The organism is Stenotrophomonas sp. YJH_SMC_81, assembly GCF_059370875.1.
Genome location: NZ_JCAFUB010000011.1, coordinates 50677 through 75477, shown reverse-complemented (window position 1 = coordinate 75477; position 24801 = coordinate 50677). Strand labels below are relative to the sequence as shown.

Annotated in this window: 21 protein-coding genes; 2 read left to right on the top strand and 19 right to left on the bottom strand. The window is 68.9% G+C overall.

The genetic code is table 11. The features are described from left to right. Positions 1-5: 5 nt before the first annotated feature. The 12 genes from gspE to AC5P8U_RS17660 all read right to left on the bottom strand — a co-directional run bounded on the left by gspE (position 6) and on the right by AC5P8U_RS17660 (position 11440). Positions 6-1439: a type II secretion system ATPase GspE gene (gene gspE / locus AC5P8U_RS17715; protein ID WP_072168839.1), complete on the bottom strand. Its 1434-nt coding sequence runs from the start codon at positions 1437-1439 to the stop codon at positions 6-8. Continuing rightward, positions 1436-3817 (bottom strand): type II secretion system secretin GspD, encoded by a 2382-nt coding sequence (gspD, locus tag AC5P8U_RS17710; RefSeq protein WP_447896950.1) that lies wholly within the window; start codon positions 3815-3817, stop codon positions 1436-1438. The genes gspE and gspD overlap by 4 nt, the downstream gene beginning before the upstream one ends. Continuing rightward, a complete protein-coding gene (locus AC5P8U_RS17705) occupies positions 3814-4341 on the bottom strand; it encodes a type II secretion system protein M (protein ID WP_180884237.1) in 528 nt (175 codons plus the stop codon). Before AC5P8U_RS17705 ends, gspD begins: the two co-directional genes overlap by 4 nt. Next, the gene (gene gspL, locus AC5P8U_RS17700) at positions 4338-5501 is read right to left on the bottom strand and encodes a type II secretion system protein GspL (protein ID WP_188240923.1); all 1164 of its coding nucleotides are present in this window, start codon (positions 5499-5501) and stop codon (positions 4338-4340) included. The genes AC5P8U_RS17705 and gspL overlap by 4 nt, the downstream gene beginning before the upstream one ends. Further along, complete coding sequence (gene gspK, locus AC5P8U_RS17695; protein WP_188240922.1) at positions 5498-6403, bottom strand: type II secretion system minor pseudopilin GspK; 906 nt, start codon at positions 6401-6403, stop codon at positions 5498-5500. The genes gspL and gspK overlap by 4 nt, the downstream gene beginning before the upstream one ends. A 9-nt stretch (positions 6404-6412) precedes the next feature. Beyond that, positions 6413-6850 carry a type II secretion system major pseudopilin GspG gene (gspG, locus tag AC5P8U_RS17690; RefSeq protein ID WP_005416799.1) on the bottom strand — a complete coding sequence of 146 codons (438 nt, stop codon included), beginning with the start codon at positions 6848-6850 and terminating at the stop codon, positions 6413-6415. 57 nt (positions 6851-6907) lie between these two features. Continuing rightward, on the bottom strand, positions 6908-7465 hold the full coding sequence (locus tag AC5P8U_RS17685; RefSeq protein ID WP_269777758.1) for a hypothetical protein: 558 nt from the start codon (positions 7463-7465) through the stop codon (positions 6908-6910). A 144-nt stretch (positions 7466-7609) separates the two neighbouring features. After that, positions 7610-8161, bottom strand: coding sequence for a hypothetical protein (locus AC5P8U_RS17680; RefSeq protein WP_072168844.1), 552 nt, complete (start codon positions 8159-8161; stop codon positions 7610-7612). Positions 8162-8219: 58 nt separating this feature from the next. Continuing rightward, complete coding sequence (locus AC5P8U_RS17675) at positions 8220-9200, bottom strand: FecR family protein (RefSeq protein WP_111008418.1); 981 nt, start codon at positions 9198-9200, stop codon at positions 8220-8222. Positions 9201-9269: 69 nt separating this feature from the next. Beyond that, positions 9270-9800: an RNA polymerase sigma factor gene (locus AC5P8U_RS17670; RefSeq protein WP_061479455.1), complete on the bottom strand. Its 531-nt coding sequence runs from the start codon at positions 9798-9800 to the stop codon at positions 9270-9272. A 16-nt stretch (positions 9801-9816) separates the two neighbouring features. Next, complete coding sequence (locus AC5P8U_RS17665; protein ID WP_072168847.1) at positions 9817-10497, bottom strand: STN domain-containing protein; 681 nt, start codon at positions 10495-10497, stop codon at positions 9817-9819. A gap of 478 nt (positions 10498-10975) precedes the next feature. Then, on the bottom strand, positions 10976-11440 hold the full coding sequence (locus AC5P8U_RS17660) for an Lrp/AsnC family transcriptional regulator (protein ID WP_005413654.1): 465 nt from the start codon (positions 11438-11440) through the stop codon (positions 10976-10978). Positions 11441-11566: 126 nt separating this feature from the next. Between AC5P8U_RS17660 and AC5P8U_RS17655 the strand changes: the two genes are divergently transcribed. After that, entirely contained in the window at positions 11567-12298 is a 732-nt protein-coding gene (locus AC5P8U_RS17655; protein WP_111008052.1) for an AzlC family ABC transporter permease, read from the top strand. After that, positions 12295-12609, top strand: a complete 315-nt coding sequence (locus AC5P8U_RS17650; RefSeq protein WP_111008051.1) for an AzlD family protein — start codon at positions 12295-12297, stop codon at positions 12607-12609. The genes AC5P8U_RS17655 and AC5P8U_RS17650 overlap by 4 nt, the downstream gene beginning before the upstream one ends. Positions 12610-12661: 52 nt before the next feature. Here AC5P8U_RS17650 and glgX read toward each other — a convergent pair whose 3' ends face one another. The 7 genes from glgX to glgA are packed head-to-tail and all read right to left on the bottom strand — an operon-like array spanning position 12662 to position 24791. After that, entirely contained in the window at positions 12662-14782 is a 2121-nt protein-coding gene (gene glgX, locus AC5P8U_RS17645; protein WP_447896949.1) for a glycogen debranching protein GlgX, read from the bottom strand. Next, positions 14769-14939 (bottom strand): DUF2934 domain-containing protein, encoded by a 171-nt coding sequence (locus AC5P8U_RS17640; RefSeq protein WP_072167575.1) that lies wholly within the window; start codon positions 14937-14939, stop codon positions 14769-14771. Before AC5P8U_RS17640 ends, glgX begins: the two co-directional genes overlap by 14 nt. Beyond that, positions 14908-17481, bottom strand: coding sequence for a malto-oligosyltrehalose synthase (gene treY / locus AC5P8U_RS17635; RefSeq protein WP_495214242.1), 2574 nt, complete (start codon positions 17479-17481; stop codon positions 14908-14910). Before treY ends, AC5P8U_RS17640 begins: the two co-directional genes overlap by 32 nt. Further along, positions 17478-19322 carry a 4-alpha-glucanotransferase gene (locus tag AC5P8U_RS17630; RefSeq protein WP_088496065.1) on the bottom strand — a complete coding sequence of 615 codons (1845 nt, stop codon included), beginning with the start codon at positions 19320-19322 and terminating at the stop codon, positions 17478-17480. Before AC5P8U_RS17630 ends, treY begins: the two co-directional genes overlap by 4 nt. Further along, positions 19319-21037 carry a malto-oligosyltrehalose trehalohydrolase gene (gene treZ, locus AC5P8U_RS17625; protein WP_072167572.1) on the bottom strand — a complete coding sequence of 573 codons (1719 nt, stop codon included), beginning with the start codon at positions 21035-21037 and terminating at the stop codon, positions 19319-19321. The genes AC5P8U_RS17630 and treZ overlap by 4 nt, the downstream gene beginning before the upstream one ends. Further along, positions 21034-23268, bottom strand: coding sequence for a 1,4-alpha-glucan branching enzyme (locus AC5P8U_RS17620; protein ID WP_447896946.1), 2235 nt, complete (start codon positions 23266-23268; stop codon positions 21034-21036). Before AC5P8U_RS17620 ends, treZ begins: the two co-directional genes overlap by 4 nt. Continuing rightward, positions 23265-24791 carry a glycogen synthase GlgA gene (gene glgA, locus AC5P8U_RS17615; RefSeq protein WP_080352941.1) on the bottom strand — a complete coding sequence of 509 codons (1527 nt, stop codon included), beginning with the start codon at positions 24789-24791 and terminating at the stop codon, positions 23265-23267. Before glgA ends, AC5P8U_RS17620 begins: the two co-directional genes overlap by 4 nt. Between the last annotated feature and the right edge of the window lie 10 nt (positions 24792-24801).

Here is a 24801-nt window from a genome sequence, read left to right as displayed (position 1 = left end):
AAGCCTCAGTCGTCGCCAGTAACGCGCAGGATCTCTTCCAGCGTGGTCACCCCGCTGTCGACCCAGCGCTGGCCGTCCTGTCGAAGGGTCCGCATGCCGGCCCGCCGTGCCGCCTCGCGTAGCGCAGGCTCACCCTGCCCTTCATGGATCAGTGCACGTACCCGGTCGTCCACCACGAACAGTTCATGGATGCCGGTGCGTCCGCGATAGCCACTGTTGGCACAGGCCGTGCAACCCACTGCGCGCCATACGGTCCGGCCTTCGCCGTCCACCTCGGCACGCCGGCACTGCGTGCACAGCCGCCGCACCAGCCGCTGCGCCAGCACACCGCGCAGCGACGAGGCCAGCAGGAACGGTTCCACGCCCATGTCGGCCAGGCGGGTCACCGCCGAGATCGCATCGTTGGTGTGCAGCGAAGCCAGCACACCGTGCCCGGTCAGCGACGACTGCACCGCGATCTGTGCGGTCTCCAGGTCACGTATCTCGCCGATCATGATGGTGTCCGGGTCCTGGCGCAGGATCGCGCGCAGCGCGGTGCCGAAGCTCATGCCGATGCGCGCGTTGACCTGGATCTGGCCAATGCCGGCAAAGTCGTACTCCACCGGATCTTCCACGGTGAGGATATTGCTGGTGCTGCTGTCAAGCTGGCCCAGCGCGGCGTACAGCGACGTGGTCTTGCCGCTGCCGGTCGGCCCGGTCACCAGCACGATCCCGTGCGGCTGCCGGATCAATCCGGTGAACGTGGCCAGGGTGTCATCGGCCATGCCCAGGCGCTGCAGCTGCAGGCGGCCGGCATCCTTTTCGAGCAATCGCAGCACGGCGCGCTCGCCATGCCCGGTCGGTACCGTGGAAACACGGATGTCCAGCGGCCGCCCGCCCACGCGGATCGCGATGCGCCCATCCTGTGGCAGGCGCTTCTCGGCAATGTCCAGGTGGGCCATGATCTTGATGCGCGACACCAGCGCTGCGTGCAGTGCGCGCCGAGGCTGCACCATGTCGCGCAGCGTGCCGTCCACCCGGTAGCGCACCACCGAATGGGTCTCGAACGGCTCGATATGCAGATCGCTGGCACCGTCGCGTGCAGCCTGTGCCAGCAGCGCGTTGATCATGCGGATCACCGGCGCATCATCCTGCGCATCCAGCAGGTCGGTGACCTCCGGCATGTCCTGCATCAGCCGGTCCAGATCGACTTCACTTTCGGCGGCACCGACCACGGCCGCGGCATCACCGCCGTCACGGTACTGCTCACCCAACCGCTGCTGCCAGGTCGCCGCATCCAGGGCATGGAAAGGCAGCGGGCCATGCCGGCGGCGCAGCTCGGCCACGGCCCACGCCGCCGTGTCGGCCGTGCCGAGCAGCACCGGCTCGCCACCGGCTTCGGACAGCATCACGCCGTGGCTGCGCACCCACGCGTATGGCAGCGGCACAACGGCGCTCACGGCCCGATCACCAGTTCCGGCGTGTAGCCCAGCCCGCGCAGCTGCTGCAATGCCGGATCCAACTTCGCCGGATCACGCGGCAACCGCACGCGCAGGCGTTGCCCACCCTCGCCCGGCGTCGCCTCCGCGTAGGCCTGCAGGCCCAGCGCCCGCACCTGCGCCACGCCCTGGCTGGCACGGCTCGGCTCCAGCCCCTGTGCGAACTGCACCAGCTGCGCATCGCCGTCACCGGCCGGATACAACGCTGCCAGGCTGGTGTTCTGCAACGGCTGGCCGTGGCCATCGCGCGCATTGCCCTGGCCGAGTACCGACAGGTCCTGCGGTGGCAGCTGCGGCGCCGACAGCGCGGGCAAGGCCCAGCTCTGTACGGGCTGCGCGCCGGCCTGCGCATTGCGCATGTAGTCGTAGCGGTCGCGGGTCAGGCGCTGTCCGGCGGCCGGGTCGCGTACCACGTGCGGGCGCAGGAACACCATCAGGTTGGTCTTGGTGCGCTTGCGCGTGTCGCTGCGGAACAAGGCGCCCAGCACCGGGATCTTCCCCAGCCCCGGCACCGCATCACGGCCATGGCTGACGCTGTCTTCCAGCAGGCCACCGAGCACCATGATCTGGCCATCGTCCAGCAGCACGCTGGTATCGAGTGCGCGCTTGTTGGTGATGATGCCGGCCGTGCTGTTCGCGCTCTGCGCGTCGATGCTGCTGACTTCCTGGTAGATGTCCAGCTTCACCGTACCGCCCTCGGAAATCTGTGGGCGCACACGCAGCTTCAGGCCCACGTCTTCGCGCACGATGGTCTGGAAGGGGTTGTTGCTGCCGCCGCCACCGTCGGTCACGTAGCGGCCACTGACGAACGGCACGGTCTGGCCGACCATGATGCTGGCTGCCTCGTTGTCCAGCGTCATCAGGTTCGGCGTCGACAGGATGTTGGCGCCGCCCTTGCTCTGCAGCGCAGTGGCCAGCGCCTTCATGTTGAGGATCTGGCCGACACCGGGCAGGTTGATGGTGCCGTCGATCACGCCGATCTTCAGGCCATCCTTGGGCAGCACGTCCAGCGTGGTACGCGCACCGGTATTGAGCCCGCTACCGCCGGTAGCGCCCCCGAAATGGGTGCCGCCAAACGTACGGCCATTGCCCAGCATCCACTGCACGCCCAGCTCGGCCGCGTCGGTCTGGTTGACCTCCACGATCAGGCTTTCCACCAGCACCTGCGCACGGCGCTGGTCGAGCTGGTCGATCACCCGCCGAAGGTTGCGGTACACCGGCTCCGGCGCCGAAATCAGCAGGGTGTTGGTGGCCACGTCCGCCTGTACCGAAATGCCGTTATGGCTGAAGCCGGTGCTTCCTGCATCGATCGGGTCGCGCCGGCTCGGGTCCAGCCGCTGCGATTCCAGCGCATTGCCTCCGGGCTTGGCCTGCTGCGGCTGCGACGGCTGGATGGGCGTGGAACGGTTGGCGTCACCCGGCAGCGGGGTGATGCCTTCGTTGCTGCCCATGGCCGGTGCATCGCTCTGTCCGGCCACCACGCCACGCAGCACACCGGCCAGCTGGTTGGCCTGGGCGTTGCGCAGGTAGACCACATGCAGGTTGCCGGACTCGTCCTGGGCACGGTCCAACTTCTCCACCAGCTGCCGCGCCAGGCGGGTGCGGCCTGGGCTGCTGGAACGCAGCAGCACGCTGTTGCTGCGCGGATCGGCCATCACCACCACCTTCTGGCCCGGCTCGGCGCCCTGCGCATCCAGCAGCGGCGCAACCATGGCCGCCACGTCCACCGCAATGCCCTGCTGCAGCTTCACCACATCGGTGTCCATGCCGGCGGGCGTGTCGACGCTGGCGATCACCCTCGCGATGCGCTCCAGGTTGTCGGCGTAGTCGGTGATCACCAGGGTGTTGTTGCCTGGATTGGCGGTGATCGGGTTGTCCGGGCTGATCATCGGCCGCAGCACAGCCACCAGCGCCGCCGCACTCTCATAGCGCAGCGCAAACGTACGCGTGGCGATCTCGCCCCCTGCACCACCGCTGCCCACCCGGCCACCGAGCAGCTTGGCATCGGCCTGCGGCACCACCCGGCTGACGCCGCCGTTCTCGACCACGGCGAAGCCTCTCATGCGCAGTGCGCCCAGCAGCAGCTGGTAGGCCTGGGTACGGCTGACCGGGCCATCGGAAACCACCGTCATCTTGCCGGTCACGCGTGGGTCGACCAGGAACTGGCGCCCGGTGAAGCGCGCCGCCATGCGCAGCACGCCACCGATATCGGTATCCACCAGGTTCAGCTGCACCGGCTCATCGCCTGTGTCCTGCGCCGCCACCGGCGCCGGCACGTGGGCCATGCCCACGATCAGTGCCAATGCGGCACTGCAGGCAAGGCTGCGCATCGCCCTCATGGATGGGCACCCGCAGGAGCCACCATCACGATGTTTCCGGAAATCCTTGCCGCCGGCATGTTCGCATCCCCTGTGCGTGTCAATTGCAACTGCTGCAACTCGATGGCCGGGTCGGCCAGCAGCGGCAGCAGCCAGTTCCATAGCGCATCGGCGGGTACGGCCCGTACCTGCAGGTGCCAGCACCCGTCGCGCGCTTCGATATGCAGGCCGCCAGCCAGACCGGCGGACTTGATCTGGTCACGCAGCCCGGCCAGGGTCGGATGCTGGCCCTGCGCCAGCTGCTGGCGCTCACGGGCGCGCAGCAGCGGTGCCAGTGCGCGATGCTGCGCCTGCAGCCGTGGCAGTTCGGCCTGCCAGTGCGTGCGCTGCTTCAGCAGGGGCTCCAGCCAGGACGACCACAGGCCCGCCACCAGCAGCGCCACCCCCATCACCCACAGCATCAGCCGGTCGCGCGGTGGCAGGCGTTGCCAGCGCTGCTGCAGGCCCGCCAGCCCCTCGCCCAGCCGCAGGGTTCGGGTCGTCACTGTCCCGCTCCGCTCACCCGCAGGCGTCCACCGGCGTCGCGCGCCAGCTGCAGCCCCTGCGCCTGCACCGCTTGCTGCCAGTGCTCAAGCCGCTGTGGATCGTCGGCCAATGCCTGGGCATCGGCGTCCAGCTCCAGGTACACCTGCCCGGGTTGGTAGTGCAGGCTGTGCACCTGCCCCGCCAGCTCCGGAACCGCATGCAGCGTGCTGGCGACCTGACGCTGCAGCGCCGGCAACGGCGGCGCTGGCGGCGGAACCGCCAGCGCTCGCCTTGCCTGCAACACCGGGTCCACCACGTCGGTGATCTCCGGAAAGCGTGCGCTGAACTGCCGTGCCATGTCCTGCTGCAGCGCCTCACCCTCGATCCGCCAACGCGAGACCTGCCACTGCAGGCCAAGTGCAGCCAGCAGCACCGCCGCCAGTGCCAGGCCGATCGCCAGTCGCGGCGCTTGACGGCCTGCGCCGGGCAGCGGCAATGACCACCCCGGCAAAGGGCCACAGGCCTGCCGTTCATGCGTGACGGCGGTGCCCGGCAGGCTGTCCGGCCACGCCGGCGGTACGCTGTCGATCCATTGCACGGCCCGCACGCCGGCCTGTTGCAGGCGGGTGGCCAACGCCTGTATCACCGCAGACGCGTCACGTCCGCCATACCATTGGACAAGTCCCCGATCGCGCCCGCTGCGCACCAGCAGATGCTCGCCGCTGACCTGCAGCGTGGCGTGGCCGTCCTGCCAAGGCAGCAGCAGTGGCGTCGGATACAACGCCTGCAGCTGCAGCGCACACGAGGCCAGCAGCTGCTGCGCCTGCGCGATGGCCTGCTGGCCGAGCCAGGCCACCGGAACCGTACCGTCTGCCGCCTGCGCACCGTGGGCCAGCGCCACCTCCTGCAGGTCATCCAGCAGCATGGCCTCCACCTCGCCCTGCAACGCCGCCTGCAGGCGGCGCCCGGACAGCAGCGGCAGCTGCAGTTCCAGCAGGATCAGGTCGTTCGGGTCAAGGCAGGCATGCACCGCAGCCCGCGGATGCCGCAGGCCCAGCGCGGCCAGCGTATCGCGACCGTGTGCCACTACCTCGTCCTTGTGAAGCCGCGCCCAGTCCACCGCGCTGTCGGCGCGCAGGTGCGCCAACGGCGGCAGGCGCACCCGAAGCTGCACCGTCATGCGCCGATCCTCGTCCACACCCGTTGTACACGTACCCCGTCGTCGCGGTACTCGCGCCAGAGCAGCGCGCGAAAATCAACCGCGCTGCCGTCAGCCTGCACCCGGCCCACGGCCAGGAACCACTCGCTATGGATACCCAGTGGAAGCACGGCCATCTGTTCGTTGCTCAGTTGGAGTCGGTTGGCGATGTCACCGCGGTTGAGCAGCCAGTGGCCGGCGTCGCGCTCAGCGAGCAGCGCCTGCAGCCGTGCGGGCTCGACCGCAGGCGTCACCGCCTGCAGAACGCTCAGGTCGCTGGTATTGGCGTTGACCAGGGTCTGCGCCGGCAGCACCACGGTGCGTCGCGCCAGCGCCTGCAGTGCCACCGGATCGGCACCGGCCAGTGCCTGCGCGATCAGTGATTCGCGCGGCAGTGGGGCCTGTGCCTGGATGTCACCGTCGCGCAGGCGCGCCTGGATGTGGTCCGCCGCGGATGCGCAGGCACCCTGGCCAAGCCCCTGTGCAGCACACAACGCGATGAACGCGCGCCGCGCCCCGGGGTCCGGCCTGCCCTGTGCCAGCAGGTTGCGCAGGTTGAACATCGACTGCGCATCGACCAGTTGCAGCTGCACCGGCAACGGCGCCTGCAGTTCCAACGGGCGCGCCCAGCGCCCGCTGCGCACCGTGGTCAGCTGTTCCTTTACATCCTCACGCAGCTGCTGCGCCGCACGCTCCAGCGTGGCGTCCACCGCCATGCGCACCTGCGCGCGCAACTGGTCGCCGCGCAGCGCGCGCAGCTGCGCCGACTGCCGGGTCAGCAGCGCGGTGGCAATCACGGCCACCAACGCCACCACCAGCATGGCGACGATCACCGCCATGCCACGCTGGCGGGTGCACGAGACCGAACGCGTCGGGGCTGCCATCAGCACGCCTCACAGCTGCCAGGAACCGATGTCTGCGTTCCCGGCGTCGCCACCGGGCTTGCTGTCCGCACCCAGCGAGAACACATCAATGTCGCCATGAGTGCCTGGAACCTGGTACTGGTACGGATGGCCCCACGGGTCATTCGGCAGGCGATCCAGGTACGGCGTCACCGGCAACGCACCACTGCCCTGCGGCGGCTTCACCAGCGCCTGCAGGCCCTGTTCGGCACTGGGATAGCGCCCATTGTCCAGCTTGAACAACTTCAGCGCCTGCATCAGCGCCGCGATGTCCTGGCGCGCCGCCACCACGCGTGCCTGGTCCGGACGGTCCATCAACCGCGGCACGATCAGCGCGGCAAGGATGCCGATGATCACCACCACCACCATGATCTCGATCAGGCTGAAGCCCTGCTGCCGAGCCCTGCGACCACCTGCCTGCCTTGCCATTGTTCCGCCCTCGTCATCCTGGAAGAGACCGCTGCACCATGGTCAGCGGTGCATGTGTCAGTACGATAAACATCCGCCTGCGATTCGCTGCGCGGTTGCCTGTGCGGGCGCACGTGCAGCCGGCACGCGTGCCGCCTCGAGCAGGTGCGGCGGCACGCTGGCCAGTGTTTGGTCGATGCACTTGCGCAGCAACGGATGCACGCACGCCTGCAGCAGGCGCACGCACTGCGTCGGCGACCACGCGGTGCCGTGGTCGAGCCCGATGAACATGCGGTAGGCCTGGTGGTAGCGCAGGTCGTCGTACACACGCTGCGCACTGTTGAGGTCACGCACGTTCACCAGCAGGGCCGCACGTTGCAGCAGTCGCGCATCGGCTGCGCCAAGCGGCAGCGCGCTCATGGCCGCGTCGGGCCAGGGCCGCATCCGCAGGTCGAGGGCCTTTCGAAGTGCCGCCAGTGGATGCGCACTGCTGTCCAGTGCCGCCCAGCGCGCCGCGTCCGCCCAGGCGTCACTGGACAGCACCCAGACCCACGAGCGCCCGTAACGCTGCACGTTCAGGGGCGTGTGCCGTGCCTGCTCCAGTGACTGGCTCAGGTGGCGATCCAGCTCCAGCATGCTGATCCTGCGACTGTCTTCCATCTGCGCCGCCCGTGCTCCGCGACGCGTGGTGCGTCGTACTCTGGAGAAGACGTCAGCAAGGCAGGTGAAGCGACACCGCGAATGCAACTCTGTGCACGGGATGGCGCTTCATCGGCAACGTCATCGCAGCGTCATCCGCCTGCAGGCTTCGCGCTGCAGCCGCGGTGCGTCACCCCCACAACGGCGGGCCAGTACCGCCACGTCGCTGCGGGCAGCGAATGCGACCAGTGCATCGGTCATGTCCACGTCATCGCACCATGACGCCAGCGCGACGCGCAGCGCGGGCAGCTGCCACCCGTCCATCACCCCATGGGCGCCCGCCACGAACCAGTGCCAGAGCCGATGATGCAGCACCTGCTCATGCAGCTGCGTGAGATCGTCGATGCCATGCATGTCCGCCAACAGCAGTGCGCGTGCGAGCGCCGCAGGCGGCAGCGCCCCGGATTCGACCAAGGGCATCTCCTGCTGCTGCAACCGCAGCAGCATCGCCAAGGGGTGTGACTGCGGATTGAAGTCCAGCAGCACCGCCTGCTGCTGCCACTGCGCGTCAGACACCACGCACACCCAGGGCGAACCATAACGATGCACCATCAGGGGCCTTCGCTGGGTGGTTTCCAGCAATGCAGACAGATTGCGACGCAGATCGAGCACACCGATGGTCTCGTTGCGCATCCTTGGCTTCTCCTCGCTTGCAACAGCCCTGCGCGGCGCGCACGGCCAGCGCCTTCATCTATCCAAGGACGGCGATGCCACCCGGAAAGCGACGCAGATCCAGCGACATCGTCAGTCGCAGCTGCTCCAGCGCCGCATCCGGATCATCGATGCGGAAGCGGCCACTGACCGGCGCGCGCGCCAATGCCGATTCACCCAGCAGTACCTTGCCCCGCCGGTAACGGTTGATCTCGTCCACCACCTCGCCCAGCGGTGCGCGGCGGAACACAAGCATGCCTTCGGTCCAGGCACTCACTTCCGAAGCTACGGCCTCGGCCACGACGCCACTGAGGCGCTCGTCGAACCGGGTCTGCTGGCCTGCCTGCAGCTGCAGGCGGCCCTGCGGGTGCTCGATACGGGCGCTACCCTGCAGGCAGGTCACCCGTACCAGCCCGTGGGTGTTGCGCACGTCCAGGCGCACCGCACCTTCATCGGCAATCACGCAACCCGGGCCCGCGAACAGTGCCAGGCGCAGGCCAGCACCGGTTTCGATCGCGGCTTGGCCCTGCACCAGCTCGAAGCCTTCGCCCTGCGCGTGCGCGCGGCGGCGCAGGCTGCTCTGCGTATCCAGTTCGATCTTGAGCTGCGGCGAGGGCGCGATCTGTAGTCGTTCACCGGTGCCGGTGTGGAAATCGGCCGCCATCGCCGTCACCGACGGCCACAATCCCAGCGGCGGGCGGAGCGCCGCCACCACCACCAGACTGGCCGGCGCCGCCACCGCAGCGCCCAGGAAGGCGCGCCGGCTCCAGCGCTGCGCCGGCGTCGGCGCGACCGGTTGGCGCGCGGCGGCGGGCAGTCGCTCGCCGGCCAGCTGCACCTGCTCCCACTGCCGGCGCGCACGGCCAAACGCTTCACGATGACGCGGGTCGGACTCGCACCATGCACGGAACCGGCGCCCATCGGCAGCGGTCGCCTCGCCCGAGGTCAGCCGCACCACCCACGCGTGGGCCTGACGCTCAACGGCATCCAGCGGGCGTTGCGGGCGGTCGTCAGGATCCATGGGAGCTCATGCCGGACCCGCACGCTGCGGGGTTCTGCTCGGCGTCAAAGTGTAGACGGATGCCGTCGCTCAGAACCGCACCTGGCGCCCCTGCCCACTGCGTTCGGCCAGGTAGTCCTGGGCTGCCTTCAGCTCCCGCTGCACCAACCGCAGCGACACACCGAGGTGGTCGGCCACGTCGCGCTGCTGCAGGCCATCGACGCGGATCGCCAGCAGGATGCGACGACGGCGCTCGGGCATGCGCTGCAGCAGGCCGACCATGTCTTCCAGCGCGAAGTCGAGCTCGGCCGCCTGTGCCGGCCCCGGCCCCGGGTCGGCCATGTCCATCAGCGTATCCACCTCCTCCAGGCTCAGCAGGCGGTGGTCTGCCCGTTGGCGGTCGATCACGGTGTTCATCGCCATCCGCAGCAGGTAGGCCGCAGGGTTCTGCACCGCGTCCAGGCGGTCACGTCGCGCACTCAGGCGCATCCACGTGTCCTGCAGCGCGTCGCCGGCCAGCTCTTCCGATCCGAGCTTGCGCACCAACCGGCGTTTCAGCTCGTCGTAGGCACCCAGAAGGTGGTCCATCAGATCAACCGCCCCAGCCGTACCGTTGTTCATGTCCGAATCCTTGAAGTCATGGAAGGGGCGCGCGCCGGCCACAGTCGTGGTCGGTGCCGGAAGGACGGATCTGCAGCGTCACCGGCTGTGGCAGCGCGGCGGCGTCGGCCGCCAGCACCAGGCCGTGCAGCGCCTGCAGCAGGCGTGCGTCGCGGCGATCACTGCCACTGCCGGACAGCAGCTCGGGCTCGCTCACCTGGCCCGCGCCGTCGATGCGGAAGCGCAGCGTTGCGGCATAGCGGCCGGGCGCAATCTCCGGGTCGTCACAGAACGCCGCACGCAGCCGCTGCTGCAACCCGCCGTAGCGACGCCGGCGTTCGGCCTCGGGCAGCCCCGCGCCAACATCGGGTTCCGCGGCCGAGGGCTTGCCCCGGCGCAGCACCACACGCTGCTCGCCGATCACCTCGGCCTCGATCCCTGTGTCCTGCAGCAGCGACTCCAGCGCCACAAGCGGCGCCAGGCTCCCGCGCAGCGCATGGCTGCTGCGGCCCGAAGCAAGGTCGCCGGGATACATCACCGACCACCCACTGATGACACTGAAGCGCTCGACCGCCTGTTCCAGCGGCTGCGCAGGGATGTCGTAGGCGTGAACCGCGTCCTGTGCGGCAGCGGCAAAGGACAGCAGCAGCCATGCGGCGATGGCCACCTTCCAAGTTCTGACCGCATGGTGTCCATTCAGCCCCCTGACGTAGAACACATGACCCTCGGCAGCGACAGCAGCTGCAACGGTCGCGCACTACAACCGGAACCCCGGCCCACGCGCGACCCGCAAGCGGGCTCAAACCGTACCGGGGGCACATGTCATTGCGATGACCGCCGCCACGGCTGACGCCGGGTCAGGCCCTGCGAAGCCAGTCACGCGTCAGGAATCAATGAATCGAACAGGCATGATCATCTGCCCCAGGGGTCAAAACCCGTTGCGCAACAACGGGATCCGACCCCGACGGATCGCGGGGAACTGTCAGGCGGCGGGGCGGTGTGGCCAGGCAGGACCGTTGGCGCCATGGATGGCGCCATCGAGCCCCCAAGGAAGGGTTTACGGCGTGTCCTGCCTGGCCACACCGCCCCGCCGCCCCACGGAGCATCGCTGTTGCTGTTGTTGCTCCTGAGGTTGCCGGCCAGCAGCCGGCACTACCCGCGGGTGCCGGGTGCAACCCGGCCGCAAACCCCATCCCTCAAAGCGGCAGCTGGGTCGTCTGCTTGATCCGCTGCATCGGAATCTCGGTCTTGGTGTTCTGCACGCCGGCGATCCGGTTCAGGTGCTGCATCTGGAACTGCCGGTAGGCATCAAGGTCGGCCACCGCCACCCGCAGCAGGAAATCGCAGTCACCGGCCATCAGATGGCATTCCAGCACTTCCGGGAAAGACTTGATGCTGTTGATGAAGTGGTTGGTGGTGTCCTCGTCCTGCCCGCGCAGCCACACCCGCACGAACACGGTGAAGCCGCGGCCCACCTTGGCCTCGTTCAACAGCGCCACGTAGCGGTCGATGTAACCGCCCTCCTCCAGCAGCCGCACCCGGCGCAGGCAGGCCGACGGCGACAGCCCGACCAGACGGGCCAGCTCCAGGTTCTGCAGGCGGCCGTCGCGCTGCAGGGCGTCGAGGATGCGCCGATCAAGGTTGTCGAGCTGATACTGCATGCAATTTCGTCCTGGTCGACTCTGGCCGCATGGAATATCAATCATCCAAAATCCAGTGGCATCAACGCAACCCGATTTCGTGATCGGACCGCTAGCATGGGCCACCCCACCTCGTCGTGCCGTTCCATGGACGCCCGTACCACCCTCCCCCTGCCAGACACCTGCGATACCGCGCCGCGTGCCGAATTCCTGCGCGGCCTGCGCGCCGCCGTACCGGTGATGATTGGCTTCATTCCGTTCGCCCTGGTGCTCGGCGCGCAGGCGGCCCAGAAGGGCCTGAGCGCACTGGAAGTGCCGTTGATGACCGGACTCAACTTCGCTGGTGGCTCGGAGTTCGCCGCCGTCGAACTGTGGACCTCGCCACCGCACATCGCACTGATCGTGGCCATCACCGCGCTGGTCAACAGCCGCCACCTGCTGATGGGCGCCAGCCTGGCCCCACTGCTGCAGCACCTGCCGCGCCGTCGTGTGCTGCCGGCGCTGTTCTTCATGTGCGACGAGAGCTGGGCGCTGGGTGTGGCCGACGCGCGTCGCCGTACCCTCGGTTTCAGCCTGGCCTACTACCTGGGCGTGTCGGCCGGCCTGTACACCGTCTGGGTGGCCTGCACCGCACTCGGCGCAATCGTTGGCCCGATGCTGGGCGACATCCACGCCTACGGCTTCGACATGGCCTTCCCCGCCGTGTTCCTGGTGCTGCTGCGCGGCATGTGGCAGGGCATGAAGGCTGCGCGGCCGTGGCTGGTCAGCCTGGTCGTCGCCGCCGCTACCTACCTGCTGGTGCCAGGTGCGTGGTACGTGGCCAGCGGCGCACTGGCCGGCCTGGCCGCAGCCTGGCTGCTGGCGGAGGACGCAGCATGATCTTCAATGGCTTGATCCACTGGACTTCAGTACTGACCATCGTGCTGATGGCCGCCGCCACCTACCTGACCCGCATCGCCGGCTTCCTCGCGCTGCGTAACCGCACGCTGAGCAAACGCGCAGTGACGGTAATGGAAGCCGCGCCGGGCTGCGTGCTGATCTCGGTGATCGCCCCGGACTTCGTCGCCGACAAGCCGGCCGACCTGGCCGCACTGGCGATCACCCTGCTGGCCGCCACGCGGCTGTCGATGCTGCCGACGGTGCTGATCGGCGTGGTCTCGGCGGGTGTGTTGCGTTATCTGATGGGGTAGCTACCGGTACGCCGGGCAACGCCCGGCGGACCGTAGTGGCGCCGCGATGCAATCAAGCGCTGCTGCTTGCCGCCAGCAGGCACAGGCTGCGCGGCGGCAGCGTCCAGGCGCCTTCCTCATCCGGCTCCAACGGCGTTTCGTCGGTCTGCAGGAGTACGCGCCGGAACGACAGGGCGTCGTCTGACACACAGAACCGCTGCGGCTGCTCCCCGGCGTTCAACAGCAGGGCCAGGCTGACATGCCGCCCGGGCTCGCGCAGGCCACTGTCCGGACTGCGACCGTCCAAGATGATCAGCAGCGCACGCAGCCCTGCGTCATGCCAGTCCGCTTCCTCCATGCCGCGACCATCGGGATGCCGCCAGTCGATATCGCGCAGGCCCAGCGCCTCATCGTATTCGCCGCGCAGGAACCGGTTCCTGCGCAGCAGGCCATAGCGTCGGCGCAGCGACAGCGCCCGGCGTACGAACGCCACCTGCGCCTGGGCTGCCGGCTGCGCAGCACGCTCCCAGTCGATCCAGCTCAGCGGGTTGTCCTGGCAGTAGGCGTTGTTGTTGCCCTGCTGCGAATGGCCGAACTCATCGCCGGCCAGCAGCATGGGGGTGCCCTGCGCCAACAGCAGCGTGGCCAGCAGGTTGCGCATCTGCCGCGCACGTACGGAGAGGATCGCCGGATCATCGGTCTCACCCTCCACGCCATGGTTGCTGGAAAGGTTGTGCGAATGGCCATCACGGTTGTCTTCGCCGTTGGCTTCGTTGTGGCGGTCGTTGTAGCTCACCAGATCATGCAGCGTGAACCCATCGTGTGCCGTTACCAGATTGATGCTGGCCGACGGCCGCCGGCCGTGGTGCTCGAACAGGTCGGCCGAGCCGGTGAAGCGCGTGGCGAACTCCGCCAGCTGGCCGCCATCGCCGCGCCACAGCGCGCGCGCCGTATCTCGGAAACGGTCATTCCATTCGGCCCAGCCCGGCGGGAACTGGCCCAGCTGGTAGCCGCCCGGGCCGATGTCCCAGGGCTCGGCGATCAGCTTCACCTGGCTCAGGATCGGGTCCTGGCGCACGGCATCAAGGAAGCTGCCCGAAGCGTCGAACCCATGCCGTTCACGGCCGAGTATGGTCGCCAGGTCGAAGCGGAAGCCGTCCACCCGCATCTCGGTCACCCAGTAGCGCAGCGAGTCCATCACCATGCGCAGTGCACCGGCATTGGTCAGGTCGAACGTGTTGCCGGTGCCGGTATCGTTGATGTAGTAGCGGCGATCATCAGCCAGGCGGTAGTAGCTGGCGTTGTCGATGCCCTTGAAGGACAGCGTAGGGCCCAGCTCATTGCCTTCGGCGGTGTGGTTGTAGACCACATCCAGGATCACTTCGATGCCAGCATTGTGCAGCCGCGCGACCATCTGCTTGAACTCGGCCACGGTGCCCAGCGACAGGTAACGCGGCTGCGGCGCGAAGAAGCCGATGGTGTTGTACCCCCAGTAGTTGCGCAGCCCGCGCTCGAGCAGCTGCTGGTCATCGACGTAGGCGTGCACCGGCAGCAGTTCGATGGCGGTCACGCCCAGATGGCTGAGGTGGTCGACCAATGCGTCATGGCGCAGGGCAGACAAGGTGCCACGCTCGGCCTGCGGAACATCGGGGTGTTGCATGGTCAGCCCGCGCACGTGCGCTTCGTAGATCACGGTCCGGTCCCAGGGCGTGGCAGGTGCCCGCTCGGCACCCCAGCTGAAGGCCGGATCGATCACGGCACAGCGCGGCATGTAGCTGGCGCTGTCGCGGCGGTCGAAGCTCAGGTCGCCATCGCGGTGGCCCAAGGTGTAGCCGAACAGGTGGGGGGCCCACTTCAGTTCGCCCACAATCTGCTTGGCGTAGGGGTCCAGCAGCAGCTTGTTGGGATTGAAGCGATGGCCTTCCTCCGGCGCATAGGGGCCATGCACCCGGTAGCCATAGCGCTGGCCGGGCCTCACGTCCGGCAGGTAGCCATGCCAGATCTCGTTGGTGTACTCGGGCAGCGCGATGCGTTCCACTTCGCGGTTGCGTGCATCGAACAGACAGAGTTCCACCCGGGTGGCATGCCGCGAGTACAGCGCGAAGTTCACGCCCAACCCGTCCCAGGTCGCCCCCAGCGGGAAGGGCCGGCCTTCGCGCACGCGCGAGGTCTGCGTCCACTTACGGCTCGCCATCGGTGCCCTCCTCCTCGCGCGCGGCGGCAATCTCGGCCTCCACCAGCCGCTCGGCCATGTGCCAGTGCCGTTGCTGCTGATCATCCGGGCGCCCTTCTGCCTCCCAGATCTGGTGGGCCAGTGCCTCAATCCGCTGCCGTCGTTCCCTGCTGTCCATCCCTACCTGCCTCCTCGTTGATCCATATCGCCAACGGGCTGCCAGCCAGAAGCCTGGCCACGTCCGTGGTTGCGTTGAAATGTTCGATGCGCCCGTCAAGGACGTTGCGCATGGGGCCTGTCGGCACCCCACGCAGCGTCACATCGCTGCCGACGTCGCGCGGCGCATGCAGGCTTGGGCCAGGCACGGCGGTGGGCGAACCACGCCGCACGACCACCAGCAGCATCTGCGCCTGATGCCTGCGCGTGAACGCCAGCCACGGTGAGCGCACCGGCGCCGACAGCGGCTGCAGCGCGCCGTGCAGGAACAGCTGCGGGTGCCTGCGGCGGCAATCCAGTAATCGCCGGAGTAGAAATGCCTTGATCCCACCGTCCCGCCAGTCCTCCAGTAGCGCGGGCCACGCGCGCGCATCACGCAGCCACGCCTGCCGCGCTGGATAATCCACGGCGCGCCGGTTGTCCGGGTCCACCAGGCTCAGGTCCCAGCCTTCACCGCCTTGGTAAAGATCGGGCACGCCGGGAAGGCAGTGCTGCAGGCACAGCTGTGCCAAGCCGTTGCAGGCGCCCGCCGGCGCGATGCGCGCCACGAAGGTCGCCAGCGCCTCCCGCACCGGCTGCAACGGCGCTCCATCCAGCAGCGCGTGCAGCCACTGCGCGGCGCCCTCCTCCACGGCCACGTTGGGATCGGACCAGCTGCTGACCCGCTTGCCCTCGCGCAACGCCTTGGTCAGCCATTGCCCCATCCTCGATGCGAAGCCTGCGCCGGGGGTACCGTGCATCGGCCACGCGGCCACGAGCGCCTGCCATAGCGCATAGGCCTCGGCACTCGGCAATGGCATTGGCGCGCCGGCGCGGGTCGCCATCCGGCCCCAGCGCCGCACCGCGTCCCGCCAGTCGACCGTGCAGGTACTGAGAACCGCCAGCCGTGCCCGGCTGTCGGCCCCGCGCTTGTGATCGTGGGTCGCCAGCGCAAGCAGCGCCCTGGGATGGCGCCGCAGGCGCCCGGCTGCATGTTCCAGCAGCTCGCGCCCTTCCATGCCCAGCCGCTGCGGATCACTGCCGACTTCGTTGCGCGACAGCAGCCTGAAATAGCGATAGAACCCGGTATCTTCCACCGACTTGGCATTCAACGGCGCGGCCAGCTGCCCGAACCGTACGCGCAGCTCGGTTTCAGCCGGCGCCTGGCCGGGAAGTGCCTGCAGCAGCAGATCCAGCGCGGCGCATGCCGCACCGTCCAGCGCCTCGCGCGCAGCAGCTGCAGCGTCCACCAGCGCCTTTCGTTCACCCGCCCCCTGCAGCGAATAGGGCCGGTAGGTGCGGTAATGCCGCAGCAATGAAGCCAATGCGCGTGCCAGCGCAGCCACTCCGATATCGGCCTCGGCCAGCCGGGGCTGCAGGACCTGCTGCGCACTGCGCAGCAGCCGCTGGAAGTCTGCGTGAAGGCCCTGGCGCAACATCATGCCGCGAGCGTCCTGCTGGATCCGGTCGAAGCTGCGCGGATCACCGCCCAGCGCCTGCCACGTGCGCGAGAGCGCGGGTGCAGCCGCCGGATCGTGCAACCAGGCACCGGTCTGGTCCATGAAGTCATAGCCGGTGGTGCCGTCGCAGGCCCAGCTGTCGGGCAGCTGCTCGCCCTCGGCCAGTATCTTCTCCACATGCAGGCTCACCGCCTGCGGATCACGGCCGCCGGCCGCACAGGCTGCGTCGAGCGATTCACGAAGGCGCCGCAGGTAGGCGCCCGGGGAAGACAGGCCATCCACATGATCGATACGCAGGCCGTCCACCCATCCCTCGCGTACCAACCGCAGCGGCAGCGCATGCACCGCCTCGAACACGTCATCGCGCTCCACCCGCAGCGCGGCCAGTTCATTGATATCGAAAAAGCGCCGGTAGTTCACCTGATCGCCCGCCGTGCGCCACCAAGCCAGCCGGTAGTGCTGCCGCTGCAGCAGCGTATGCAGCCGTTCAACGCTGCGGTTGCAGCGCTCGGCCCACGCCGGCCACTGCGCGGAGTCCAGTGGATGGCTGCGCGGCGACAAGGGCAACGCCAGACCATGGTGGCGCAGCACGGGACGCGCGTTGTCCACCACCACGCGCACTACGCCATCGCGCACCGCGTCGTGCAACGGCCGGTCCAGTGCAGGCAGCCAGAGCCGGCCCTCGCAGCCCGGCGCCTCCCAGTCGATGTCAAACCATGCTGCGTGCGGGCTTCGACGCCCGTGCATCAGCACATCGTTCCACCAATGGCTGTGCGGGGACGCCGCCAGATGGTTGGGTACGATGTCGAGGATCAGGCCCATGCCGTGCGCGCGCGTCGCTGTGGCCAGTTGCCGGAAGGCTTCTTCGCCGCCCAGTTCCGGATTGATGCAGGCCGGGTCGATGCCATCGTAGCCATGCGTAGACCCATGCAGCGCAGCGGCGATCGGCGACAGGTAAAGGTGGCTGACGCCCAGCGCGGCGTAGTACGGCAGCTGCATCGCGGCGGCCTCGAGGTCGAAGCCTGCATGCAATTGCAGGCGTACGGTGGCACGCAATGGAGTCATCGCCGCTCCCTCCGCCGCGTTGCGCTGAACCGGGCAATACGCGCGTCAACCGCGTCCTGTTCCCATGCCAGCGGTAGCCGCCGGCGCCAGTTCGGATGGCCGTTGACGGTGCCCGGCAGGTTCACCTGCGCGCGGCTCCCCAGCGCATCTTCCAGCGGGAGCAGCGCCAACCGCGAAGGCGCGTGCGCGACCAGCGACAGCGCACGCGCTTCCAGCGTCGCGCCCTCGCCTCGGGCAACGGCGGACAGTCCCTGCACCTCACTGGCGCGCGCGTGCAACGCCGCTGCAAGCCCGGTCAGCTCACCCAGGCGGGCACGCCAGCGCAGGTCGCGCCCGTGCAGCCAGCCGGACAGCGGTGGCAGATCATGGGTGGAGGGCATGGCCACCGCATCGCGGCGCCACCGTGGCGCAGGCAGGAAGTGTTCACCCTTGCGGGCGAACGGCAGCACCTCGATGCCCAGGATGCCGCGGGCTGCCAGCCGCTGGCGAATGCCCGGCGGCACCACGCCCAGGTCTTCACCGATCAGCACGCAGCGATGCCGCCACGATTCCAGAACCAGCAGGTTGATCAGATCATCGAACGGATAGCGCAGGTACACGCCCTGTCCGGCGGCTGAGCCACAGGGAAGCACCCACAGCCGCTGCAGGCCGAGGATATGGTCGATGCGCAGCCCCCCACGGCCGGCCATCACGGCGCGCAGCACGCGAATGAACGGCTCAAAGCCCTCGCGCTGCAGCGCGGAGGGTGACCAGCTGGTGATACCCCAGGCCTGGCCCAGCGGATTGAACGCATCCGGCGGCGCGCCCAGCTCAAGGCCCTGCAGCAGACGGTCGCCACCGGTCCGGGCCTCGACGCCCTGCGGCGCGCAACCCACCGCCAGATCTGCGATCAGCCCGATCGACGCGCCGTCGTCGCGCAAGCCCGCCTGCACCTGCGCCCAGCCCTGCCGCGCCAACCACTGCGCAAACGCATGGTCGTCGGCGCTTCCAGTGAACCGGTCGGCGGCGTGCTGGCAATAGCGCAGCAGGGATTCGCCCTGCGCATCGCACCACGTCTGCATCTGTTCGTACTGAGCCGGCGCCTGCTGCCGCAGCCACTGGCGCACCTGGCGCAGCCAGCGCCACTTCAACGCCGCCGAGTGCGGCCAGTCGATGCGGCGCGCGGCAGTGGCTGCTGCAACGGCCGTCGCCAGTGCTTCGTCTTCAGCCAGCACGGCGTCGGCTGCTTCCGGCAGTACCTGCGGCAGGGAGGTCTGCAGCGGATCGAGCCAGCGCCGGTCGCTGGGCGAATAGGGGCTGTAACCGGGCCCTGGTGGCAAGCCGGCATGCAGCGGGCTCAACGCCACTGCATCGCCGCCGTGACGGTGCAGCAGTTCGCTCCATCGCGCACAGCCGGCGCTGTCACCGATGCCGGCGTCGTCGCGAGCGCGCAGGCTGTAGACCTGCGCCGACAGGCCCCAGCCGCGCAGCAAGCCCAGCGGCCACCAGGCACGCTGTGGCGCCACCGCAATCGCCTGTTGCCGTCCGCCCTGGCGCCACTGCCAGTAGCCGGGCTGGTCCGGCACGCGCCAGCGCCCTTGCGCATCGGGGTGTGCCGGCAGCACTGCGCCCTGCTCATCCACCCAGCACGCTGCGCCTGCCGCCTGGGGCATCGCCAGCAGCTGTCCACAGCAAGCCGTGCGCAGGCCACCGTGCTCGGGCGCTGCATCGCCCTGCAGCGCCTCCAGCACCGCGCGCAGCACGTCCGGTGCGACCTCGCGCGCGGCACCGGCCACGTCGGTCCAGCGGACCAGCAGGCCCGCACGGCCGGCCGCTTCCCGCACCGCTGCATCCGTGCTCATGCGGCGATCCAGCAGGCCAGCACGCCGCCGCCGGCTGGCAGCATCCCGGCCGCGTCCGGCCCCACGACGCAGTCGCCGGCCGGCACCGCATGCGCCACCGGCACAGGGCCCACGTTGATCGCGATCCACCATTGGCCCGAGGGCAACTGCCAGCCCGCCTGCACCGCGCCTTGGCCCAGCACGCGCGCACCCAGCGACCGCGCCTGCAGCAGGCCCGGCTGCAGATAGCGCCTGCGCAGGCCGAGGAACTCGCCCGTGCAGCGCAGCCAGTGCTGCGACCAGGGATCATCGCCGGGCGGCGGCGTGTACGACGCCTGCAGGGTCGCCGCATCGTTCGGGTCCGGAATACGCGCGCGCGAGGCGGCGTCGGCAAAGGCGCTGAAACCAGCGAACTCGCGGCGACGCCCTTCGCGCACCGCCTCGTCCAGCGGCGGCGCGTAGTCGGTGAAGAACAGGAACGGCGATTGCGCCTGCCACGGTTCGCCCATGAACAGCAGCGGGATCATCGGCGTCAGCACGGTCAACGCCAGCGCCGCACGCAGCCGCGCCGGATCCACCAGCATCGACAAGCGCTCGCCGAAAGCACGGTTGCCTACCTGGTCGTGGTTCTGCGCGAATGCCACAAAACGCGCGGGAGACAGGTCAGCGCTGGGTTCGCCGCGGGGATCGCCGCGCAGGTCCGGTTCACCCTGCCAGGCGAATCCTTCGGCCAGGCAGCGCGCCAGCAGTGCTTCGGCGCGACCGGCATAGGCCGCGTAATAGCCCTCCTGCTCGCCGGTCAGCATCACGTGCAGCGCATTGTGGAAGTCGTCATTCCATTGCCCCTGGTAGGCGCCGCGCAACCATCGCGCCTGGTTGCGTTCGTTCTCCAGCACCAGGTGCGCGTGCGGCACCACCGCGTGTACCTCCTCGGCCAGCTGCTGCAGGAAGCGCTCATCATCGATGGCATGCACCGCATCCAGGCGCAGCCCATCGAAGCCGTAGTCGCGCAACCACATCAGCGCGTTGTCGATGAAGAAGCGCCGCACCCAGGGCTGGCGGAAGTCGATGGCCTCGCCCCAGGGAGTACTGCGGTCATCACGGAAGAACCCCCGCGCGTACTGGCGCAGATGGTTACCCTGCGGTCCGAAGTGGTTGTAGACCACGTCCAGCAACACGGAAAGCCCAGCGGCATGTGCCGCCTCGACGAAGGCATTCAGCTCTGCCGGCCCACCGTAAGCATGGGCCGGCGCATACGGGAACACGCCGTCGTAGCCCCAGTTGCGCTGGCCGGGAAACTGCGCGACCGGCATCAGCTCAATGGCGGTGATGCCAATCGCGGCCAGCATCGGCAGCTGCGCGGTCAGCGCCGCGAAGCCGCCGCCGGCCTCGATGTGTACTTCATAGATCACCAGGTCCTGCCAGGCATGCCCGCGCCACGTGGGTTGCACCATGTCCTTGTCCAGCACCACCGCGCTGTCGCCGTCGATGCCGTCCGGCTGCCAGCGCGAGGCCGGGTCGGGCACGTCCAGGCCGGAAGGAAGGCGAAAACAGTAGCGGTCGCCATGCGATGCCGGTGTTCGCAGCCAGTGGCAGCCGTCCGGGTCGCGTTGCATCGGCCGCTGCGTGCCGTGCAGGCTCAGCGCCATCGTCCTTGCGTCCGGTGCCCACACGCGGAACTCCACCCCGTCACCGGCCACAGGCCATGCGCCCAGGCGCGGCGTCACTGCCGTCATGCATCAACCTGCAGGTACAGCGTGGACAGCGGCGGCAGCGTCAGCCGCAGCGACTGGGCGTGCCCATGCATCGGCCCGGGCTCGGTAAGCGCCGCTCCGAGGTTGCCGCTATTGCCGCCACCGTAGTACACGCTGTCGGTGTTGAGTCGTTCGGTCCAACGCCCCGGGTGCGGCACGCCGACCCGGTACGCCTCGCGCCGCACCGGGGTGAAGTTGCTCACCACCAGCAGGGTGCGGCCGCTGCCGGCAGGATCCCGGCGGATGAACGCGTAAACGCTGTTGCGGTTGTCATCGGCCACGCTCCAGTCGAAACCGCGTTCGTCGCGCTCGTCGCGATGCAACGCGGGTTCGGCGCGGAGCACGCCGTTGAGGTCTCGCACCAGGCGCGACAGGCCCTGGCCCTCACTGCTGGCCGCCTGTGCCCAGTCCAGTGCCGCATCGTGCGACCACTCGTGGCCCTGGCCGAACTCGCCGCCCATGAACAGCAGTTTGTTGCCCGGGTGCGCCCACATGAAGCCGTAGTACGCGCGCAGCTGGGCCAGCCGCTGCGCCGGCTCGCCGGCCATCTTGGCCAGCAGCGCCCCCTTGCCGTGCACCACCTCGTCATGCGAAAGCGGCAGCACGAACCGTTCGGAAAAGGCGTAGACCAGGCCGAAGCTGATCTCGCTGTGGTGATGCGGGCGATGGATCGGGTCGCGCCCCATATACTGCAGGGTGTCGTGCATCCAGCCCATGTTCCATTTATGGGTGAAGCCAAGCCCGCCCGCTTCCACCGGCGCGGTCACGCCCGGCCACGCGGTGGATTCCTCGGCGATCACCAGCACGTCCGGAAAGCGCTCGCGCAGCGTCTGGTTCATCCGCCGCAGGAACGCGACCGCCTGCAGGTTCTCGCGCCCGCCCTGCTCGTTGGGTATCCACTCCCCCTCGGCCCGGCTGTAATCCCGGTACAGCATCGACGCCACGGCATCCACGCGCAGACCGTCGATGTGGAACCGCTCCACCCACTCCAAGGCACTGCCGATCAGGTAGGCGGCCACCTCATTGCGGCCATAGTTGTAGATCAGCGTGTCCCAGTCGGCGTGCACCCCTTCGCGCGGATCCGCATGCTCGTACAGCGCAGTGCCATCGAACCCGGCCAGGCCATGCGCATCGTTCGGGAAGTGCGCGCTCACCCAGTCCAAGATCACCCCCACGCCGGCCTGGTGGCAGCGGTCCACGAAGCGCGCGAAGGCCTGCGGCGTGCCATGGCGCGCCGTCGGCGCGTAGATGCCCAGCGGCTGATAGCCCCAGGAACCACCGAAAGGATGCTCGCTGACCGGCAAAAGTTCGATATGGGTGAAGCCCAGCCCGGCCACGTACGGAATCAACCGGTCGGCCAGGGCATCCCAGTCCAGCGGCGCACCCTCGTCGCTGCGCTGCCAGGAGCCCGCATGCACTTCGTAGATCGACAGCGGTGCGCTGGTTCCGGCCTGGCGTCGGGCCGCCAACCATGCGTCATCGTGCCACTGCGTCGGCGCCGCCGAAGGCACCCGCGAAGCGGTGGCCGGTGGCAGCTCGGCCCAGCGCGCCATCGGATCGAACTTGTCGGGCATCACCCGGCCGTCGGCGCCGACGATGCGGAATTTGTAGCGGGCACCGGCCTGCACGCCCGGCAGGAACAGTTCCCACACGCCGGCGGTGTGACGCAGCCGCATCGGATGACGTCGGCCATCCCATCCATTGAAATCGCCAACCACCGCGACCCGCTGGGCATTGGGTGCCCACACCGCGAAGCGCACGCCCGCGATGCCCTGCACCTGCATCGGCACCGCCCCCAGCTGCCGCGCCGCATCGGCATCACCGGCATGGAACCGCTGCAGCAGGGCTTCGTCCAACAGTGGACCGAACGCATAGGCATCGTGCACCTGCTCCACGCCCTGTTCGAAATGCAGGGCAAGCAGCGGTATCGCCGCGTCGCCGGCCGCGCCCTCGAACAGGCCGGGCAACGGGCCAGGGGACAGGTCCCAGCGCCGCCCATCGTCTGCAATCACCTCCACGCGCTGCGCATGCGGCACCAGCACGCGCAGCTGGCGTCCGCCTTCTGGCTGGCGATGCGGGCCCAGCCAGGCGAATGCGTCGGCCGGGCGTGCATGGACGAGGTCCTCCAGCGCCGGCGCGATGCGCTGATCCAATCCCATCTCCGCGATGGTTTCATCCTCCAGGGCGGCCAGATGCAGGCTGTCGTGGCTCATGCGGCCACCTGGCAGGTCTGCTGGTACAACGCCAGGTAGGCGCGCCCCGCCGCATCCCAGCCACCTGGCCGCAGCATGGCCGCGCGGCGCATGGCTTGCAGCAGCCCCGGCAGGCGGAAGGTGCGCATCGCCCGTTCCACGCAGCGGCGCAGGCCATCGGCATTGGCGCCATGGAACAGGAAACCGGTCACGCCGTCCTCCACGGTATCCACCAGTCCGCCGGTCGCGTGTGCGATGGGCAGGCAGCCGAAACGCTGCGCGTACATCTGGCTCAGCCCGCAGGGTTCGAAGCGCGAAGGCATCAGCAGGAAATCGGCGCCGGCAAACATCTGGCGGGCCAGCGCTTCTTCGAACCCGATGAAGGCGCCCACCCGCCCCGGGTAGCGGCGGGCCAGCGCCTGCACCTGGGCTTCCACCTGCGGCTCGCCACCGCCGATGATGACCAGCTGGCCGCCGGCCGCCACGATCTGGGGCGCCACGTCGCAGGTGATGTCCAGGCCCTTCTGGTGCACCAGCCGCGAGACCACCGCAAACAGCGGGCCGGTCGACGGTGCCAGGCCGAACGCCTTGCGCACCGCATGGGCGTTGGTGGCGCGCCCGGTCCACTCACCAATGCCGAAGTGGGCCTTGAGATGGATATCGCGGCGCGGGTCCCAGCTGGCATCGATACCGTTGACGATGCCACTCAGGTGCCCGCCGGCCGCCCTCCGTGCCAACAGGTCATGCAACCCGCAGCCGTCATCCGGGGCGGTGATCTGCTGCGCGTAGCGCAGGCTGACCGTGTTCAGCCGCGTGGCATTGGTGATGCCGCCCTGCAGGAACGACATCTGACCGTGGAAGTGCAGCTCATCCAGGTGTTCGGCCGGCACGCCCAGCACAGGTGCCAGCGCGTACGGAAACAGCCCCTGGTAAGCCAGGTTGTGGATCGTCAGCAGGGTCGGCACGGCGGTCCGGTCCCAACGTACGTAGGCGGCCGCCATGGCCACCGGCCAGTCATTCAGGTGCAGCAGCTGCGGCGACCAGTCCAGCCCGGCACGCCCTGCCGCGATCTCCGCAGCCGCATGCGAAAGCGTCGCGAAGCGAACCGCGTTGTCCTTCCACTCCTGCCCCTGCCCGTCCACGTAGGGCGAGCCCTCACGCTCGTACAGCTCCGGCGACAGCAGCACGTAGATCGGAAGGCCGTCGGCCTGCACCGCCATGCCGATCGTGCACGCCGGCAAGCCGGCCCGCGCGCTGACCTGCCCCACCCGCTGCAGCTGTGGCAGGCGCTGCAGCACCTCCGGGTAGCCGGGCAGCAGCACGCGCGAATCACACGCACCGCGCACCGCACGCGGCAGGGCCGCAGCGACGTCGCCCAGGCCACCGGCCTTGACGAAGTCCGCCATCTCTGTGGCAACGAACAACACGCGCTGCACCAGTTCCGGCAGATCCAACGGTTGCGAATGGCCGCGGCGCGTGCCGATCGGCACGGGCGTGACGGGAGAGATCGCAACGGGTGAAGCGGACTGGGCGGCGCGGGCCATGGGGATGATC